17 protein-coding genes and 1 tRNA gene are annotated in these 18,147 nt (G+C 40.0%); 13 read left to right on the top strand and 5 right to left on the bottom strand.

What is annotated here, in order from left to right; genetic code table 11:
* Positions 1-3: 3 nt before the first annotated feature.
* Together Q8M41_RS00795 and Q8M41_RS00800 are read left to right on the top strand one after the other, a co-directional pair.
* Positions 4-876 (top strand): FKBP-type peptidyl-prolyl cis-trans isomerase, encoded by an 873-nt coding sequence (locus tag Q8M41_RS00795; RefSeq protein ID WP_305363329.1) that lies wholly within the window; start codon positions 4-6, stop codon positions 874-876.
* 57 nt (positions 877-933) lie between these two features.
* The gene (locus tag Q8M41_RS00800) at positions 934-1,245 is read left to right on the top strand and encodes a ferredoxin (RefSeq protein ID WP_305363330.1); all 312 of its coding nucleotides are present in this window, start codon (positions 934-936) and stop codon (positions 1,243-1,245) included.
* Positions 1,246-1,316: 71 nt separating this feature from the next.
* On the opposite strand, the gene Q8M41_RS00805 is transcribed toward Q8M41_RS00800, so the two are convergent.
* Positions 1,317-1,745 carry a CBS domain-containing protein gene (locus Q8M41_RS00805; protein ID WP_305363331.1) on the bottom strand — a complete coding sequence of 143 codons (429 nt, stop codon included), beginning with the start codon at positions 1,743-1,745 and terminating at the stop codon, positions 1,317-1,319.
* Positions 1,746-2,036: 291 nt separating this feature from the next.
* Here Q8M41_RS00805 and Q8M41_RS00810 point away from each other — a divergent pair, with 291 nt between their 5' ends.
* The 3 genes from Q8M41_RS00810 (at position 2,037) to odhB (ending at position 7,792) form a co-directional block, all read left to right on the top strand.
* Entirely contained in the window at positions 2,037-3,470 is a 1,434-nt protein-coding gene (locus Q8M41_RS00810; protein ID WP_305363332.1) for a DASH family cryptochrome, read from the top strand.
* A gap of 276 nt (positions 3,471-3,746) precedes the next feature.
* Positions 3,747-6,542, top strand: a complete 2,796-nt coding sequence (locus tag Q8M41_RS00815) for a 2-oxoglutarate dehydrogenase E1 component (RefSeq protein ID WP_305363333.1) — start codon at positions 3,747-3,749, stop codon at positions 6,540-6,542.
* Between the two features lie 20 nt (positions 6,543-6,562).
* The gene (odhB, locus tag Q8M41_RS00820) at positions 6,563-7,792 is read left to right on the top strand and encodes a 2-oxoglutarate dehydrogenase complex dihydrolipoyllysine-residue succinyltransferase (RefSeq protein WP_305363334.1); all 1,230 of its coding nucleotides are present in this window, start codon (positions 6,563-6,565) and stop codon (positions 7,790-7,792) included.
* 106 nt (positions 7,793-7,898) lie between these two features.
* Here the strand turns inward: odhB and Q8M41_RS00825 are convergent, their stop codons facing one another.
* Together Q8M41_RS00825 and Q8M41_RS00830 are read right to left on the bottom strand one after the other, a co-directional pair.
* Positions 7,899-8,639: a head GIN domain-containing protein gene (locus Q8M41_RS00825; RefSeq protein ID WP_305363335.1), complete on the bottom strand. Its 741-nt coding sequence runs from the start codon at positions 8,637-8,639 to the stop codon at positions 7,899-7,901.
* 117 nt (positions 8,640-8,756) lie between these two features.
* On the bottom strand, positions 8,757-10,418 hold the full coding sequence (locus Q8M41_RS00830) for a M1 family metallopeptidase (RefSeq protein WP_305363336.1): 1,662 nt from the start codon (positions 10,416-10,418) through the stop codon (positions 8,757-8,759).
* 316 nt (positions 10,419-10,734) lie between these two features.
* Here Q8M41_RS00830 and lpdA point away from each other — a divergent pair, with 316 nt between their 5' ends.
* The 3 genes from lpdA (at position 10,735) to murB (ending at position 13,763) form a co-directional block, all read left to right on the top strand.
* Positions 10,735-12,138, top strand: coding sequence for a dihydrolipoyl dehydrogenase (lpdA, locus tag Q8M41_RS00835; protein WP_305363337.1), 1,404 nt, complete (start codon positions 10,735-10,737; stop codon positions 12,136-12,138).
* Between the two features lie 139 nt (positions 12,139-12,277).
* Positions 12,278-12,721, top strand: coding sequence for a sterol desaturase family protein (locus Q8M41_RS00840; protein ID WP_305363338.1), 444 nt, complete (start codon positions 12,278-12,280; stop codon positions 12,719-12,721).
* A gap of 28 nt (positions 12,722-12,749) precedes the next feature.
* Positions 12,750-13,763, top strand: coding sequence for a UDP-N-acetylmuramate dehydrogenase (murB, locus tag Q8M41_RS00845; protein WP_305363339.1), 1,014 nt, complete (start codon positions 12,750-12,752; stop codon positions 13,761-13,763).
* 13 nt (positions 13,764-13,776) lie between these two features.
* On the opposite strand, the gene Q8M41_RS00850 is transcribed toward murB, so the two are convergent.
* Positions 13,777-14,304, bottom strand: a complete 528-nt coding sequence (locus Q8M41_RS00850; RefSeq protein WP_305363340.1) for an SRPBCC family protein — start codon at positions 14,302-14,304, stop codon at positions 13,777-13,779.
* 136 nt (positions 14,305-14,440) lie between these two features.
* On the opposite strand from Q8M41_RS00850, the gene Q8M41_RS00855 reads away from it, so the two are divergent.
* Genes Q8M41_RS00855 through Q8M41_RS00865 form a run of 3 tightly spaced genes read left to right on the top strand, consistent with a single transcriptional unit; the run spans position 14,441 to position 15,917 of the window.
* Entirely contained in the window at positions 14,441-14,992 is a 552-nt protein-coding gene (locus tag Q8M41_RS00855; protein WP_305363341.1) for a hypothetical protein, read from the top strand.
* 9 nt (positions 14,993-15,001) lie between these two features.
* Entirely contained in the window at positions 15,002-15,688 is a 687-nt protein-coding gene (locus Q8M41_RS00860; protein WP_305363342.1) for a lycopene cyclase domain-containing protein, read from the top strand.
* A complete protein-coding gene (locus Q8M41_RS00865; protein WP_305363343.1) occupies positions 15,681-15,917 on the top strand; it encodes a cytochrome b5 domain-containing protein in 237 nt (78 codons plus the stop codon). The genes Q8M41_RS00860 and Q8M41_RS00865 overlap by 8 nt, the downstream gene beginning before the upstream one ends.
* 456 nt (positions 15,918-16,373) lie before the next feature.
* Here Q8M41_RS00865 and Q8M41_RS00870 read toward each other — a convergent pair whose 3' ends face one another.
* Complete coding sequence (locus Q8M41_RS00870; RefSeq protein ID WP_305363344.1) at positions 16,374-17,288, bottom strand: PfkB family carbohydrate kinase; 915 nt, start codon at positions 17,286-17,288, stop codon at positions 16,374-16,376.
* Between the two features lie 163 nt (positions 17,289-17,451).
* Here Q8M41_RS00870 and Q8M41_RS00875 point away from each other — a divergent pair.
* Together Q8M41_RS00875 and Q8M41_RS00880 are read left to right on the top strand one after the other, a co-directional pair.
* Positions 17,452-17,525: transfer RNA gene (locus Q8M41_RS00875), tRNA-Asn, on the top strand.
* 156 nt (positions 17,526-17,681) lie between these two features.
* Positions 17,682-18,147: phage integrase SAM-like domain-containing protein (locus Q8M41_RS00880; protein WP_305363345.1), on the top strand; the 466-nt coding region annotated here is incomplete at its 3' end.

Consider the following 18,147-nt stretch of genomic DNA (forward strand, 5'->3'; position numbering starts at 1 on the left):
AAAATGAAACAATTTTTTAAATACGCCTTCGCAGTTATTTTTTTGTCGGGCATCCTTGTTTCCTGTGTAAAGGAATACGAGTCTATTGAAGTAATTGATGATCGGAATGTTAAGGAATACATACAGAAAAATAGTTTATCTGTTCAGGAATATAATGGTACAGGTGTTTATTATCAGGTTGTTAGTCCGGGGCTTGGAGCCGAAGTGCAATATTCAGAGCTTACTCCCGCAATAATCACAATCCGCTCATTGGATGGTAAATATGTAGCTGTTGATACCTTCAGCAATGGTAACAGATATTACAATTACCTTGGATATTTTAATCCGGAAGCTGTCCGTGTTGGAATTAAAGAGGTGCTAAAAAAATCCAATGGAACAATCAGAATAATTGTTCCTTCACGTTTGGCATTTGGAAGGAATGGAACGGCACAGATACCTGGAAATTCCTCACTTGACATTGTTGTGAAGGTTATGGAAAAGGAGAAAATTCCAAAGTATGATGATTATACAATAATCAAATACATGGAAAAAAATGCAATGACTGGCTTTACCAAAACAAGCACTGGAATTTACTATAAAATAGGTCAGCCGGGTACAGGTAGTCCAATAACAATTGACTCGACAGTAGTTGCGAATTATACTGGTAAACTACTTAATGGTGCCATATTCGATCGGGCAGTAGCCGGAAGTGAGGCTACTTTTAGCCTGGTTTCAGTTATAAAGGGTTGGCAACAGGCAATTCCTCTCATTAATCAGGGTGGTAGTATTCGTATGCTAATTCCTTCAGCACTGGCTTATGGTATGGAGGGAAGTTCACCTTCAATCCCGCCTTTCTCTTGTTTGGATTTTGAGGTTAATGTTACTGATGTCAAGTAAATTCTTTTGATGCCCTGTTAAGCTGATTCTATTCAGTAATTCTATCTTTTCGTTAAGATGATCTATAAGAAGCATATTTTCGTTTGCACAAATCAGCGTCCATTTGGCGCCAGGATTTGTTGCGGAGAAGAGCATGGTTCAGCACTCGTTGCAGAATTTAAAAAATTGATAAGGAACAAAGGCCTTGATGTTGAGATGAGAGCTCAGCGAACAGGCTGTTTTGATATTTGTGAAAAAGGACCAACTGTTGCAATTTATCCTGAAGGAGTGTTCTATGGTAAAGTGCAACTAAGCGATGTCGAAGAAATCGTTTTCGAACATTTAGAAAACGACAGAATCGTCAACAGGTTGCTGGTCACCGAAGATTAAACATCCACCGTCCTCATTTCTTACCATGTCAGTCCGGGCTTAACCCATGTCAGTCCGGGCTTGACCCGGACTCAACTACTTATATAACTCTGCAACTGCTCAATCGTTTGTTTCTGGTCTTCTATTACAAACTTAACCAGATCCCCAATCGAGATCATTCCTGCAACCTTTCCGTTATCAATAACAGGTAAATGGCGGATATGCTTATCCGTCATGATCTGCATGCAATGATCGATACTTGAATTCAGGTTAATGACTTCCAGTTTGGCTGTCATTACACCTTCGATTTTCGTATCCTTGGAAGATTTCCCCTGCAGAATAATTTTACGGGCATAATCACGTTCTGTAAAAATTCCTTTTAATTCAGAGCCTTCCATGACCAGCAGAGCGCTGATATTTTTATCCATCATAACCTGAAGTGCATCCAAAACCGAGGAATCAGGACTAACTGAGTAAATTGAAGTGGATTTATTCTGGAAAATATTTCTTACTGTTTTCATAATAAGATGGTTTAGCTATTAAATATAATAAATTATTTAATAGCTAAGATTTAGAAGTTTTAATAATTGAACATGAATAAGCCTGTTTTTTTGAAGATTTCATAAAGTATTATCCCATATTGAATAGTTTGAACTCCTGAATCCTCATTTTTCTGCCAAAATTCTGCATCTATTTAAAATCTTACATGAAAATGATTAAGAAAGTCAATCCTATGACCGTAATTTGCCACAACATTCAAATTTTCATCAATATTAATGCGTGAAGGTATTCCGGGGGAGCCTTAAATAAATATGAGCGGTAAAACCATTTTAGTTTGGTTTAGAAAAGATTTACGAATTCACGATAACGAGATTTTAGCTGAAGCGGTTCGAAAAGGTGACAGGATTGTACCTGTGTATTGTTTTGATCCCCGTCAATTTGAAATGACCTCATTTCAAATCATGAAAACCGGTTTGATACGCACCCGTTTTTTACTGGAAAGTGTAGCTGACCTGCGTGACTCTTTTAAAAGAGCGGGAGGCGATCTGATCATTAAGTTTGGTAAACCTGAAATTATCCTTCCTGAACTTGTTGCAAAATACCAGGCAAATGAAGTATATCATCACCGGGAGGTAGCATCCGAAGAGACCCGCGTCTCTGCGGATGTTGAGAATGCACTTTGGAAGCTGAAAATCAATCTGAAGCATTTTATTGGCCATACACTATATCACAAGGAAGATCTGCCTTTTCCGATCAATAGTATTCCTGATGTCTTTACCAGTTTCCGTAAGAAAGTTGAACGCGACGGCTCAGTCAGAGCATGTCACGAGACTCCCGGCAAAATGAATTTTCCTGAGAATCTGGAAAGCAGCAAACTCCCCAATCTCTCTGATTTCGGGTTTGATGAGCATGTGCCTACAGATGAGCGATCTGTAATGAAATTCTATGGTGGAGAGACCGAGGCTTTAAAACGAATGCAGGATTATTTCTGGGTGACAAATGCTGTTCAGAATTATAAACAAACGCGTAATGGTCTCTTAGGTTCTGATTATTCATCTAAGTTTTCTGCCTGGATTGCATTGGGATGCCTTTCACCAAGGGAAGTTTATTGGGAGATCAAAAAGTATGATCAGGTCCATGGTTCTGGTGATTCAACCTATAGCCTTTATCTGGAGCTATTATGGCGTGACTATTTCCGTTTTATGTTTAAAAAGTACGGAAATAAATTTTTTCAGAAAATAGGATTCAAAGGAGTTGCTCCCGAAGAAAGCGAAAACCAGCAGGAACTCTTCGAACTCTGGAAAAATGCGGAAACAGGTATTCCTTTTATTGACGCTAATATGAAGGAATTGAATGCAACCGGCTTCATGAGCAACAGGGGTCGTCAGAATGTGGCCAGCTTTTTGGTAAAGGATCTGAAGGTTAACTGGATGTGGGGGGCTTCTTATTTTGAAGAAAAGCTGATTGACTATTGTCCGGCAAATAATTGGGGGAACTGGGCATATATTGCCGGCGTGGGAAATGACCCAAGGGAATACCGTTATTTCAATGTGCTTAAGCAGGCAATGGAGTATGATCCACAGGGCGATTATGTGAGGTTATGGATTCCGGAACTTTCAAAAGTACCCGGGGCTGGTGTTCATCAACCATGGAACCTCTCGCAGGCTGAACAATCTGAATATCAATTGATAAGCTATCTGACAGCCCCTCCGTATACTCCAGAATTAGTCTTTTTAAAAAAGTAATTCAACAAAAATGTTAATTAATGGCTTTTAAACCATATTTAGGCAGTATTCCTGAACATTTTTTCTTAATTTTCCGGCGTGGAAATTATGTGTTTCCTTGTATGCCCTTAATTTCAAATTAGCATACACTTTTACACGATTCCATGCTTAAAATCTTATTTTTGTGTCACAAACACTCTGTTTTTAAATGAAACCTGCATAAGCTTAATACTCACACAATAAACTTTAGCTCATGCAATCCCGCACATGCGTGACTTGAAAAACAATAATATACTAATGAAAAATTTATCATACCTCAACAACGCGAATTCTGCTTACATCGATTCTCTCTATCAGTTATACAAAGAAGACCCTGCTTCAGTGGAGTTTGGCTGGCAGAAATTCTTTGAAGGATTCGATTTTGGTCGCGGTTCTGAAGCAGGGGTAGTTAGTGCTGAAACTCCTGATCATTTCTTAAAGGAGATAAAAGTATTAAATCTTATAAACGGCTACAGACAGCGCGGACATTTATTTACTAAAACCAATCCTGTTCAGGAACGTAGATCTTATTTCCCGGGTAAAGAACTATCAACCTTTGGTTTGGATAATGGGGATCTCGAAACAGTGTTCAATGCTGGTGTTGAAGTAGGTATTGGCCCGGCCAAATTAAAAGATATTCTGGCGCTTGTTGAGCAAACTTACTGTCAATCAATAGGTGTTGAGTATAAGTATGTCAGAAATCCCGAAAAGCTTAAATGGTTTGAGCAAAGAATGGAATCCGAGCGTAATACGCCTAATTTCAGTATTGACACCAAAAAAGGAATTCTTAAAAAGCTGAATGAAGCTGTTGTTTTTGAGAATTTTCTTGGAACCAAATTCTTAGGCCAGAAGCGATTTTCACTTGAGGGTGCAGAAACGGTTATTCCAGCTTTGGATTTTGTTATTGGTAAAGGAGCTGATCTCGGTATCAATGAGTTTGTGATTGGAATGGCTCATCGCGGGCGCTTAAACGTTCTTGCCAATATCATGCAGAAAACTTATAAGGATATATTTTCTGAATTTGAAGGTAAAGGTTTTGATGCCAACACACCTTATGGAGGTGATGTAAAGTATCACCTGGGGTATTCAACGGATGTTGAAACCGGTTCTGGAAAGAAAGTCCACCTAAGTTTATGCCCTAATCCATCGCACCTCGAAACAGTAGATTCAGTTGTACAGGGAATGGTTCGTTCCAAGATTGATTTCAAATATGGTGGAGACTATAAACGCATTGCCCCAATTCTGATCCATGGTGATGCATCACTTGCCGGACAAGGGATAACTTATGAAGTTTTACAGATGGCGAAACTGGATGGTTATAAAACTGGTGGAAGTATTCACCTCGTTATCAATAACCAGGTAGGTTTTACAACGAATTTCAAAGATGCACGGTCTTCAACATATTGTACAGATCTGGCGAAGGTTACACTATCTCCTGTATTTCACGTGAATGGAGATGATGTGGAAGCCATAGTCTATGCAATCAATATGGCAGTAGAATACCGTCAGAAATACCATAATGATGTATTTATAGATATTTTATGTTATCGCCGGTACGGTCATAACGAGGCTGATGAACCTAAATTCACACAGCCGCTTTTATATAAAGCGATTGAAAAACATCCAAATCCACGGGAGATCTACAATCAGAAATTATTGGATCAGGGTAGTGTTGATGCTAATCTGGCAAAGGAGATGGAAAAAAACTTCCGTGCCTTACTTCAGGACAGATTGAATGAAGCTAAAGAAGATCAGAGCTATTCGGCTGTACATCAGATATTTGGCGGATCATGGACGGGGCTGCGTTTGGCAAAACCGGGTACTTTAGCCGAGCCGGTAAATACAAAAGTTCCTGCGAAGAACATCCTTTCCATTGCAAAAGAAATAAGCACTCTGCCTGGAGATAAGAAGTTTTTCAAGAAAATTGAAAAACTTTTCGAAGAGCGGAAAAAGATGTCGGAAACGAAAGTATTCGATTGGGCTATGGGTGAATTGATTGCCTATGGAACATTGCTTCAGGAGGGTTTCAGAGTGCGTGTTAGCGGACAGGATGTAGAACGCGGCACTTTCTCGCATAGACATGCAGTAATCACTCTTGAAGATTCTGCTGAAGAATATGTCCCATTGGCCATGCTCGATAATGGAGCTGCCAAATTTGAAATTTATAATTCACACTTGTCTGAGTATGGAGTTTTGGGTTTTGAATATGGTTATGCCTTGGCAAATCCAATGGCACTTACAATTTGGGAAGCACAGTTTGGTGATTTCGTGAATGGTGCTCAGATCGTAATCGATCAATTTATAACCAGTGCCGAAACGAAATGGCAGCGCTCTAATGGTTTGGTGATGCTTCTTCCTCACGGATTTGAGGGACAGGGTCCTGAACATTCTTCGGGAAGAATTGAACGTTTCCTGGAGGCCTGTGCCGATGAGAATATACAGGTTGCTAATTGTACCACACCTGCGAACTTCTTTCATGTTCTGCGCAGACAAATGAAACGCGATTTCCGCAAACCTCTGGTCGTATTTACACCAAAGAGCCTGCTGAGAAGTGCACAATGTGTAAGCAAACTTGAAGAATTTACTGATGGAGGATTCAGGGAACTGATTGATGATACTTATGTAAAGGCTGCTGATGTAAAACGGGTATTATTTTGTAGCGGTAAGATTTATTATGATCTTCTTGAAAAGCAACAGACAGATAAAATTAAAGACATAGCGATTGTTCGTCTGGAGCAATTGTATCCTTTACCTTATAATCAGATTGAAGCTGTCAGAAGCAAATACAAGAATGCAGATGAGCATGTTTGGGTACAGGAAGAGCCGGAGAATATGGGTCCATGGCCGTATATTTCGAGAAAATTCCGAAAGTCATCGATGAATTTTGACTTGGTATCCCGTAACGAAAGCAGCAGTACAGCAACCGGTTATGCCAAACAGCATATTGCACAACAATTATTTATTATTACCAAAGCATTTGAAGTGAAAGCTGCAGGGTCTGAGGTAAAAAAACGGGTAGAAAAAACAGCAGAGAAAGTTGTTGATATTGACTAATAGTATTAAGAAAAACCATTATGAGTTTAGTGATCAAAGTTCCGCCAGTAGGCGAATCTATTTCCGAAGTTACATTGTCCCAGTGGATCAAAAAAGACGGCGATTATGTTGAAATGGACGAAATTATTGCGGAGTTGGAATCTGATAAAGCAACATTTGAACTTACAGCAGAAAAGGCCGGAACTTTAAAAACCATTGCAAAAGAGGGTGATACCCTTGAGATTGGTGCACCAGTATGTAGTATTGAAGAAGACGGAAGTCCGGCAGCTGGTAAACCCGCAGTCGAAGCATCACCTAAAGCTGAAGCACAGAGTCCGGCTATGAAAGTTGAAGATGCAAAAGCAAGTACTTACGCTTCAGGAGCTCCATCACCATCTGCCGCTAAGATCTTAGCTGAGAAAGGTATTAATCCTGCAGATGTGAATGGAAGTGGAGTAGGAGGAAGATTAACAAAGGAGGATGCTTTGAATGCATCACCATCCGCTAAAGCTGAAAGCGCTCCTGCAAAACCTGCCGCCGCCGCTCCTGTAGTAAAGGCAACCGCAGGTTCAAGAGATGAAAGACGTGAAAAAATGTCTTCATTACGTAAAACCGTTGCCAGACGATTGGTTGCTGTTAAGAATGAAACAGCGATGCTAACTACTTTTAATGAAGTAGATATGCAGCCAATTATGGAATTGCGTGCCAAATACAAAGATAAATTTAAAGAAAAGCATGGTGTGGGTTTAGGCTTTATGTCTTTCTTTACCAAGGCTGTTTGTGAAGCTTTGAAAGATTTCCCATCTGTTAATGCCCGTATTGAAGGTGAAGAAGTTGTATTCAATAATTTTGCAGATATCTCAATTGCAGTTTCTGCTCCTAAGGGATTGGTGGTTCCTGTAATCCGGAATGCCGAGTCAAAATCTCTTGCAGAGATCGAAGCAGCAGTAATGGAATTGGCAGTTAAGGCTCGCGACAGTAAATTAACTATTGAAGAGATGACCGGTGGGACATTTACAATCACCAATGGTGGTGTATTTGGTTCAATGATGTCAACTCCAATCATAAATGCACCTCAGTCTGCAATTTTGGGGATGCATAATATTGTGGAAAGGCCGGTGGCCCTGAATGGTCAGGTAGTGATCAGGCCAATTATGTATGTTGCATTATCCTACGATCATCGGATTATTGACGGACGCGAGTCGGTTGGATTCCTGGTGAGGGTGAAGCAATTGCTGGAAGATCCGGCGAGGTTGTTGTTAGGGGTTTAGGCTGAAAGCTAAAAGCTTAAAGCAGAAAGCGAAAAGAAAAAAAGGGTACTTCATTTTATATGAAGTACCCTTTTTAATGTTAAAAATATAGCATTGTGGGCTGTTATTATAGTCCTCTTGAAATATTACCGGATCCGCTTTTTGTGCTATTCACAGAGGCGTTACCCCCGTATCTGATATCTCCTGAGCCACTCATTACTGCTTCCAGTTGTTTGTCGGCAATAATTGAAATATCTCCTGAACCGCTTACTTTTGCATTGGCGTTGGAGGTTTTTAAATTGCGGCCATCAAAATCGCCTGAACCTGCAACAGTGATTCTCGCATTTCTTGCACTTCCTTTCGCACTGATTTCGCCAGAACCACTGATAACAGCATTGTAATTCTCGACCTCAATATTAGCTGTTATACTTCCAGAGCCGCTGATGGTATTATTAAGGTTAGCTGATTTCACCTTGCCATTCACCTCAATATTTCCTGAACCGCTAAGGACAAGGTTGTTGAGTCTTTTTGCCTGGATATAGATATTAACCTTACCTGTATTATTCCAGCTACGGGTGTTCATTTGCTTTTTGTTTCGTATTTTTAAAACGCCATCCTCTACTTTTGTTTCGATTTCATTGATCGCATCGGCATCGCCCTCTAATCGTAAACTTTCGGTATTACCCATCGTGATATAGACATTGTGTCTGCCGGAAACGGTAATTCCGGAGAATCCTGACACCTGACGTTCATCGTCTGTCTTGATTATTTTACTGTTCACAACAGTGCTTTTGACATTCGCTGTTGTGAATTCTGATCCGGCGGCAATGAATAATGCCAGTGTAAGAAATTTTTTGAGGTGATTCATCTTATTTTTTTTTAATTGTTTACCGGAACGGTGTTGCGATCCTATAATTTCGTTCTTATTAAGATGAGACGCAGGTTTAGAAATAAAGTTGCACGGGTATAAATTTATTTTCTGATTTTATTCTGATTGGCTTATTCCCGATTCAATTTGCTTCAGCCGGATGTAGAAATTCAGGGTGTCAGGAGTAAATGCAGAATTAATTTTTATCTTTTTCCATTCAGTTTCGGGTTTAATCCATTCCATTTTATTGCCCCGTTTAATCCTGATGGCCATGTCAAAATCTGCTACATCTGCCTGCCAGCGATATGAAACTTGATTTCCTTCCTGTTTGTACTCAAGGACAGGAATTTGGGCATAACGCAGGTACTGATCGTAAATTTTAGTCAGATTCTTTCCTGTGACCTTGTTTATATAATTCACAATTTCTTCTGTAGTAGTGGTTTTAAGGCCGAATTCCTTATTTATTCCCCGCAATAATTCACGCCATTTTTTATCATCATCCAACAATATCCTGGTCATGTGAATGAGGTTAGCTCCTTTATAATACATATCGCCTGATCCTTCCTGATTGACATTGTAGGGGCCAATGATAGGTTTGTTATTCATGATATTCGACCTGATACCGGCAATGTACTTCGCACCGGCAGCTTTTCCTTCCCTGCTTTCAACATACAAGGCTTCCGAATACATAGTAAAGGCCTCGTGGATCCACATATCTGCAATATCCTTAGCCGTAATATTATTTCCAAACCATTCATGTCCGGTCTCATGTATGATGATATAATCCCATTTTAAGCCAAGTCCGGTACCCGAAAGATCTCTGCCTCTGTATCCATTGAGGTATTTATTGCCATAGGCAATTGCACTCTGATGTTCCATGCCCAAATAAGGAGTTTCTATCAGTTTATATCCATCGCGGTAAAAGGGATAAGGGCCAAACCAGTTCTCAAAGACAGCGAACATAGGCTTTACATTAGCGCCGAATTGCTTTTTAGCTTTCTCAAGATTCTCCCTCAGAACATAATAATCGAGCGTTAAATTCCCGTTTTCTCCCTGGTATTTATCATCAAAATGAACATAATCGGCCACATTGAGGCTGACATTGTAATTGTTGATGGGATAAGAAACAAACCAGTTGTATTGGGTATAGCCATCTTCTATGTTTTTAACAGAAAGCAGCCGACCATTGCTTACATTCATCAGTCCTTTAGGTACGGCAATGCTGATGAGCATGCTGTCAACTTCATCCGACTGATGGTCTTTGTTAGGCCACCAGGAGCTGGCTCCAAAGCCCTGGCAGGATACGCTGGCCCATGGTTTGCCATTCTGGTCGCTAGAAAAGGTAAATCCCCCATCCCATGGCGGATTTATCGCAGTTGTTGGATTCCCATTATAATACACCCTGAATTCTTCCTTGCTTCCCTTCTTTATCATTTCCGGGAAATCGATGAAAACTGCGTTAAATTCCCTGTTAAATGGAACTTCTTTTCCCTTGTAGCTTACTTTTTCGATGTTCAGATTGTCAAAAAGATCAAACTGAAGCCGTTTGAGATCCTGGACAGCTGTGAATCTAAAGAGATTTGAGCCACTGATCTTCTTTTTATCGATGTCGAGTTTGATATCCAGGTGGTAGAAATTGATGTCGTATGAACTCCTCAGCGGACTTAAATTTCCTCTAAGTGTATCTGCTCTGGTAAAGGTATTGCTTTGTCCCTGGCTGCTGGTAATGAAGATAGTTAACAACAGAAATAGGAGGATCAGAGTCTTTATTTTAAACATGCTGTTTAATCTTGAATGTAGCTTGTAATAATTGGGCAAAGAATATCAAATGTAATTAATTCCGGTTAATCTGTCAGAATTAGGATTAATATGATTTGTAGGATTATAGGATTAGAATGATTTTTTTCATTAGAGAAGTGTTCTTAATCCTACTAATCCAATACTCCTATTAATCCTAATTTTTTAGGATTAGGATAATTGTAATGATTCATAATTCTTATTCGTTTTCGTTAGAGATTGTTCCTAATCCTGGTAATCCAATAATCCTATTAATCCTAATATTTATTAACTTTGATCGAAATTTAAAATATACAAAATGCAATTCGACGTAATAGTTATAGGTAGTGGTCCGGGTGGTTATGTTGCCGCCATTCGTTGTGCCCAATTGGGATTAAAAACAGCACTAATTGAAAAATACAGTACTTATGGTGGTACCTGCTTAAATGTGGGATGTATTCCATCCAAGGCTTTATTGGACTCCTCAGAACACTATCATAATGCCCTGCACACATTCAAAGAACATGGTATCAATCTGAAGGACCTTAAGCCCGACCTGAAACAAATGGTGAAGCGTAAGGATGAGGTTGTTGCCCACACCACAGGTGGAATTGCATTCCTTTTAAAGAAAAACAAGGTCAGTACCTATCAGGGAATGGGATCTATGGTCGATAAAAATACAGTGAAGGTTAATAAGGCCGATGGAACATCAGAAACCCTGACGGGTAAAAATGTGATCATCGCTACCGGTTCAAAGCCAACACAGCTTCCTTTCCTCAAAACCGATGGTAAGCGGATTGTAACTTCAACAGAGGCATTGAATTTAAGCGAAATTCCAAAACACCTGATTCTGATCGGTGGAGGTGTTATCGGACTTGAGCTGGGCTCTGTTTATGCCCGTTTGGGGTCAAAAGTGACTGTCGTAGAATTTATGGACTCTATTATCGGTACGATGGACAAGAGTTTGGGTAAAGAACTCCAAAAAGTTCTTGCTAAACAGGGTATGGAGTTCTTGTTAAGTCATAAAGTTACCGGAGCAAGTGTAAAAGGGAATAAGGTAACTGTAACTGCGGATAGTCCGAAAGGTGAAAAAATCAGTCTGGAAGGTGATTATTGCCTCGTAGCGGTAGGCCGTGTGGCTTACACTGAAAATCTGGGTCTTGAGAATATTGGAATCACTTTAGATGAGCGTGGTAAAAAGATCCCGGTTAATGAGCATCTTGAAACCGCTGTTCCCGGAGTTTACGCCATTGGTGATGTTATCAAAGGTGCCATGCTAGCTCATAAAGCTGAAGATGAAGGAACTTTTGTGGCTGAAGTTATTGCCGGACAAAAACCACATATCAATTATAATCTGATCCCCGGAGTAGTTTATACCTGGCCTGAAGTGGCGAGTGTAGGCTATACCGAAGAGCAATTGAAAGAAAGCGGCACCAAATACAAGAGCGGTTCATTCCCCTTCAAAGCCAGCGGACGTGCCAGGGCAAGTAATGATTCAGACGGATTTATTAAAGTGCTTGCGGATGCATCCACCGACGAAATCCTGGGAGTACATATGATCGGACCAAGAGCTGCTGATATGATTGCTGAGGCGGTTGTAGCAATGGAATTCAGGGCGTCTGCAGAAGATATTGCAAGGATCTCCCATGCGCACCCAACTTATACCGAGGCATTTAAAGAGGCAAGTATGGCGGCTACGGAGAATAGAGCGATACATATTTGAGCTTAAAGCTTAAAGCTTAAAGCTCAAAGCAGAAAGCTTAAAGCTAAAAGTCCACTGATGAGATATTCTTCTTAAAGTAGTTATTACTGACAACAGGTAACAGACAACAGATAACAGATTCAGAAAGAGATAACCAACTATGCAGATTGTCTTTCATATTGCAATAATCCTTCTCACCATTGCAACTATGGAGGCATTTTCATGGTTTATTCATAAGTATCTGTTTCACGGGCCCTTATGGTTTATACATAAAAGCCATCATATTGAGCGGAAAGGTTGGTTTGAGTTTAATGATGTATTTAGTCTGCTCTTTGCAGCCATATCCCTGTATCTGATGTGGGAGGGAAGGCTGGATTTAAGTTATAAATTTTGGATAGGGCTTGGGATTTCAGTGTATGGAATGATTTATTTTATTTTTCATGATTGGTTCATACACAATCGTTTTAAGAGTTTTAAATCCGGCAACCCTTACCTTTTAGGAATCAGAAGGGCACATAAGATCCATCACAAGTCAACTAAAAAGAACCCTTCCGAAGAATTCGGACTGCTGTTGGCATCCAAAAAGTATTTCAGTCCGAAATAAATGCTATTTTTCCTTTAAATTATTGCAGATGCAGGTAATCGAAAACGTCCCCCTTAAGAACCTGAATACGTTCGGAGTTGCAGCCAATGCAGCCTGGTATGTTGATATAAGGGATGAAAATGATTTGCAGGCTCTGTTTGCACAGGATCGCTGGAAGAATTGCCCGCGTTTGGTTTTGGGAGGGGGCAGTAATATGCTGTTTACCTCCGATTTTAGTGGACTCATTGTTCATGTTAAAATTCAGGGTATCAGCTATGAAGTAAAAGAAGATGATATTTTTGTGACAGCCGGTGGAGGTGTTGTGTGGAATGATCTGGTTAATTATTGTGTAAAGAATGGTTTTGCCGGTATTGAAAACCTAAGCCTGATCCCTGGCTCTGTTGGTGCGGCTCCGGTTCAGAACATTGGAGCCTATGGGGTTGAGCTCCAGGATATTTTCCATTCATGCCGGGCTTTTGAAATAGCTAGTGGCAAGATCAGGGTGTTTAATAAGGAGGATTGCGGATTTAGTTATCGTGACAGTGTATTTAAGTCGGCCCTCAGGGGATTTTATATTATTACTGAAGTAAGCTTTAAACTCTCCAAATTATTTAAGCCTGAGCTGACCTATGGTGCTATTAGCGATGAACTCCAAAAAAGAGGAATCAGCAATCCCACTATAAAAGACCTTTCTTCTGTCGTTTCTCATATCCGTGTAAGCAAATTACCTGACCCTGCGACCATTGGTAATGCCGGAAGCTTTTTCAAAAATCCGGTAATCCCTGAAGCTCAGTTTCTCAAATTAAAGACTGATTTTCCTGAAATTGTTCATTTCCCCGCACATGTGGGCTATATCAAGATTTCGGCAGGATGGCTGATTGAGCATTGCGGATGGAAAGGTAAAGTTGTAGGCAATACCGGAACATGGAAAAATCAGGCCCTGGTATTGGTAAACCATGGGAATGCGACCGGAAAAGAGATTTTTAAATTTTCAGAATCAATTATTGAGAGCGTGAATGCGAAATTCGGTATTCATCTTGAACGCGAGGTTAATATTATCTGAGGTAATCAATCAATTATTTTTCTGAAAGCTCTTTCAAAGATTCCAGTCCGCTGGTGAACGGTTTATCCATCATCATGCCCATACCTAATCCCATCCAGCGATCGTCAATATTCTTTGATTCACCACTCATTGACCAGGTAACATTTATGCCATCCGCAGTCTTTTCAAAGCTGAATGTAGAACTGGCTGAATTTTCGAAGGGCTGACGAAATTTGAGTTCATAATCAAGCGAAGAATAGGGATTTACCTTAATCAATTCCATACTACCCGTTCCCAGTTCTTCACCCTGCCATTCCCATAAATTGCCTGGTTCTGCGCTGGGGCCACTGATCTTTACCTTTGCCGTAGGCTCCATTTTAAGCCAGGGATTCCATTTTTGAAAATTGTTCATATCTGCAACATTCATGTAGACCACACTGTCTGCAGCCTTAATTACAATTGATCTGTTGACAGAATAGGTTGTTGGAAGCAGCTGTCCACCTATAAAATAAATAGCAGCGAGTACAATCAGTATAATTCCAATAATGCGCAATGCTTTCATAGTTAATACGTTATGGTATATCAAGTTAAAAACTTTTGAACTTATTTCAATATTTTTTTTCTCTTTTTTTTCTTAACAAGAATGCGGCCTCAGCTTAATCAGAATTATAGTTCTTCCGCACTCATTTTTCTTAATTTTGAAAACAATACCAAAGCAGATGAAATTCAGATTTTTACTACTCTTATTTATATTCATATCAGTTCACTCCAACGCAGAACCTATCGTACTTGATGAATTCAGAAATATTAAGGTAGCGGTTCACCGGGCAATTGAAAGTTCAGCTGTAACCGATTCACTGTACCTTGCGCTTAAGTCGGGAAGTACCGAAAGTCCTCTTATTGTTGCCTATATCGGTACACTGGAGGCTTTGAAAGCCAAGCATAGCTGGAATCCCTACAATAAGATCAGGTATGTATCCCTTTCGCAAAAGACCATGAAAAAGGCTGTGGAACAGGATCCCAATAATCTGGAGATCCGCTTTATGCGATTTACCATACAGCACTACACTCCTTCTTTTTTGGGTTTCAGTAAAGATCTTGAGGAAGACCGCAAAGCGATTGTCAGGCAATTCAAAAACAGGAAGTTTGGGCTTGCTGATGCTCCCCTGATCAGGAATATAGCCGCATTTATGATCGAATCTGACAGATGTTTGAAGGAAGAATTGATTGTATTCAAAAAGTATATCTGATATTTGTTTATGGAGAATACCTATCTGCTGATCAATTTTCTGACTGTATTATTTCCAATCATTCTTTCATTTGATAAGCGGGTTAGATTTTATCAAAGCTGGAAGTATATTTTCCCGGGTCTGTTTATCAGCGGTTTACTTTTCCTGTTTTGGGATTACCTGTTTACCATTTATGAGGTATGGTCATTCAATCCGGATTACATAAGAGGTATCTATTTTCTGAATTTACCCCTAGAGGAAATCCTCTTTTTTGTGACGGTCCCCTTTGCCTGTATTTTTATCTACGAATGTCTTAATTATTATATAAAGCGGGATTTATTAGAATCTGTTTCAGTTTATATCACCTATTTGCTGATGCTTTTATGTGCAGTTTTATTAGTTCTGTTTTTCGATAAGGTTTATTCGCTGATCACCTTTAGCTTGCTGCTTGTAATATTACTCTTTGCCCAATTTGTCTTCAAATTGAGGTTTTTAAGCAGGTTCTATCTGGCTTACCTAGTTTCTTTGATTCCATTTTATATTGTTAACGGACTGTTGACTTCAATTCCGGTGGTCATGTATAATAATGATGAGAATATGTCATTTAGGGTGGGGACCATTCCATTTGAAGATCATTTTTATTCTATGGCGATGCTTTTGCTGAATATTATGTTCTTCAAATACTTCCGTAGACAGGCAAAGCCAATTCATGAATAAGCTTCCGGAGTACAGCAAATCTTATCTTGCCCTGAGAAACGGACAGGATAAGCCGCAGATTTGGGTTGCATTCAAAGGCATAATTTATGATGTCACCGAAAGCCGCCTATGGAAGAACGGGAAGCATTATGAGCATTGGGCCGGGCAGGATTTGACGGATGAATTAAAGGATGCACCACATAGCGATCAGGTGTTTGCAAAGTTTGAGGTGGTGGGGAGGTTGGTGTGAGGTATCAGGTATCAGGTGTGAGGTATCAGGTGTGAGGTCGGTGGCCTGTTACCAGATGTCTGTCATCCCGAACGCTCAACCTGTCATCCCGAACACCCTACCTGTCATCCCGACGCAGGAGGGATCTTAGCCATTGAAGCAAAATTCTGTTCCCCCTGGCACGATTTCCCTCGCTGCTGAGTGGCAGCGTTCAGGATGCCCCATTTTTCAATTGGAAATCTTGCTCAAGAACTACGCAACTTATCATCCCGAACGTTCAACCTGTCATCCCGACGCAGGAGGGAACTTAGCCAGGTGAAGCAGAATTTTGATCCCAGAGCACGATTTCCCTCCACTGTTGAAGGGCAGCGTCCGGGATGACACGTTTTCAATGGGACTTCACCCTAAAACAAAAAGGGCACCTCATTCAAATGAAGTACCCTCTTAGCTTTTATCTTTCAGCTTTACGCTTTCAGCTTAAATCGCAAAACTACTCAACCTTACAAATTGCTGTACTCTTGCCTGAATTTCTTCCTGACTTAAGTTTTTAATACGTTCAGTGCCAAATTTCTCAACACAGAAGGAAGCTAGTGCAGAACCGAAGATGATCGCATTCTTCATATTGTTGAAATTGATCGTCCCTACCTGGGCAAGATAACCGATGAAGCCACCGGCAAATGTATCACCGGCACCGGTTGGATCGAATACATCAGCAAGAGGTAAAGCCGGAGCCGAGAAAATCAGGTCCTCGTGGAATAAGAGGGCACCGTGTTCACCTTTTTTGATGATCAGGTATTTAGGCCCCATCGCCAGAATTTTGTTTGCGGCTTTAACCAATGAATACTCGCCCGACAATTGTCTTGCTTCAGCATCATTGATGGTCAAAACATCCACATTTTTGATTACTGCTAAGAGATCTTCCAGAGCGATGTCCATCCAGAAGTTCATAGTATCCAAAACAATCAGTTCAGGACGTTTATTTAAACGGTTGATAACAGTCTGCTGAACCTGTGGAGTAAGGTTGCCCAGCATCAGGAACTGACAGTCCTGATAACTTGCCGGAATAATCGGGTCAAAATCACCAAGAACATTCAGTTCAGTGATTAAAGTATCGCGACTATTCATGTCATTATGATATTTTCCGGACCAGAAAAAAGATTTTTCGCCCTTTTTTATCTGAAGACCTTCAGTGTCGATGCCATGATCATTGAAATTTTTGATGTCTTCCTGATGAAAATCTTCACCAACTACACCAACAATTTTTACATTCTTATAGAAATAGGATGCGGCTAAACTTGCGTAGGTGGCTGCTCCGCCCACTATTTTATCTGTTTTTCCGAAGGGAGTTTCAATTGCATCGAAGGCAACCGAACCAATAATAACTAGACTCATAATTATTTTAAAAAATTTTGATGCAAATATTGCATTAATAATTTAAAATCCCGAATATTGCACTCCCGAAAGGGGAGAACTTTTGAAGGGTTATACCGGAACAGTTTTCTTAAATGGTCAGAGCGATTTTGACTGAATTATCATAATAACCAGAAAACAAAATTCCCGAATAGCTCAGCTGGTTAGAGCATCTGACTGTTAATCAGAGGGTCGCTGGTTCGAGCCCAGCTTCGGGAGCTAGTTAAATAACTAGTAATGCCCCACCTATGTCCAGGTGGGGCTTTTTTTATTTTAGAGATTTTTCTTCTTCAATAGAATTTCTTCCTTTTTAAGCTATTTGGTTTGAGCATAGTTTGAGCAAACTACCTTAAGCATGACCATAAATCTCAAATTATGGTTCAATTAAAAATCATTTTAGACACCAGAAGGAAAAAGTCTGATGGAACCTTTCCCATTATGTTCCGAGTCACAAATTTCAAACAAGTAAATTATTTGTCTTTTGGATTATCAATTACTGAGGGAGACTGGGATGAGAGTAATAGATGTATCTCCTCCAACCATCCCAATTTTCAATCCCTGAATCTTTCTTTAAGTAAAAAGCTCTATGAAATTCAGAAAGCTGTATTAGCCTTAGAAGAGAAGGGTGATTTTAACATGAATCTGTTAAAGGAGGCTCTACTTCCTCAACAGAAGAAGGTAGTCACCAATAAGGAGGTTTCATTTCTACAGTTCTCAAAGAAAGTCATAGAAGACCTAATTTTAGAACAGAGAATAGGAAATGCAATAGTCTATCAAACTGCTGTTAACAGGATTATGGGATTTTGTAATAACAGCTCTATCAAGTTTTCAGAGATTAATT

Source organism: Daejeonella sp. (genome assembly GCF_030684675.1).
In the GTDB taxonomy this organism is placed as follows: Bacteria; Bacteroidota; Bacteroidia; order Sphingobacteriales; family Sphingobacteriaceae; genus Daejeonella.

Bases quoted from the DNA above. Each gene is read 5' to 3' on its own strand.
- Q8M41_RS00795 (WP_305363329.1), top strand. From the start codon at position 4: ATGAAACAATTTTTTAAATACGCCTTCGCAGTTATTTTTTTGTCGGGC.
- Q8M41_RS00800 (WP_305363330.1), top strand. From the start codon at position 934: ATGATCTATAAGAAGCATATTTTCGTTTGCACAAATCAGCGTCCATTT.
- Q8M41_RS00805 (WP_305363331.1), bottom strand. From the start codon at position 1,745: ATGAAAACAGTAAGAAATATTTTCCAGAATAAATCCACTTCAATTTAC.
- Q8M41_RS00810 (WP_305363332.1), top strand. From the start codon at position 2,037: ATGAGCGGTAAAACCATTTTAGTTTGGTTTAGAAAAGATTTACGAATT.
- Q8M41_RS00815 (WP_305363333.1), top strand. From the start codon at position 3,747: ATGAAAAATTTATCATACCTCAACAACGCGAATTCTGCTTACATCGAT.
- odhB (WP_305363334.1), top strand. From the start codon at position 6,563: ATGAGTTTAGTGATCAAAGTTCCGCCAGTAGGCGAATCTATTTCCGAA.
- Q8M41_RS00825 (WP_305363335.1), bottom strand. From the start codon at position 8,639: ATGAATCACCTCAAAAAATTTCTTACACTGGCATTATTCATTGCCGCC.
- Q8M41_RS00830 (WP_305363336.1), bottom strand. From the start codon at position 10,418: ATGTTTAAAATAAAGACTCTGATCCTCCTATTTCTGTTGTTAACTATC.
- lpdA (WP_305363337.1), top strand. From the start codon at position 10,735: ATGCAATTCGACGTAATAGTTATAGGTAGTGGTCCGGGTGGTTATGTT.
- Q8M41_RS00840 (WP_305363338.1), top strand. From the start codon at position 12,278: ATGCAGATTGTCTTTCATATTGCAATAATCCTTCTCACCATTGCAACT.
- murB (WP_305363339.1), top strand. From the start codon at position 12,750: ATGCAGGTAATCGAAAACGTCCCCCTTAAGAACCTGAATACGTTCGGA.
- Q8M41_RS00850 (WP_305363340.1), bottom strand. From the start codon at position 14,304: ATGAAAGCATTGCGCATTATTGGAATTATACTGATTGTACTCGCTGCT.
- Q8M41_RS00860 (WP_305363342.1), top strand. From the start codon at position 15,002: ATGGAGAATACCTATCTGCTGATCAATTTTCTGACTGTATTATTTCCA.
- Q8M41_RS00865 (WP_305363343.1), top strand. From the start codon at position 15,681: ATGAATAAGCTTCCGGAGTACAGCAAATCTTATCTTGCCCTGAGAAAC.
- Q8M41_RS00870 (WP_305363344.1), bottom strand. From the start codon at position 17,288: ATGAGTCTAGTTATTATTGGTTCGGTTGCCTTCGATGCAATTGAAACT.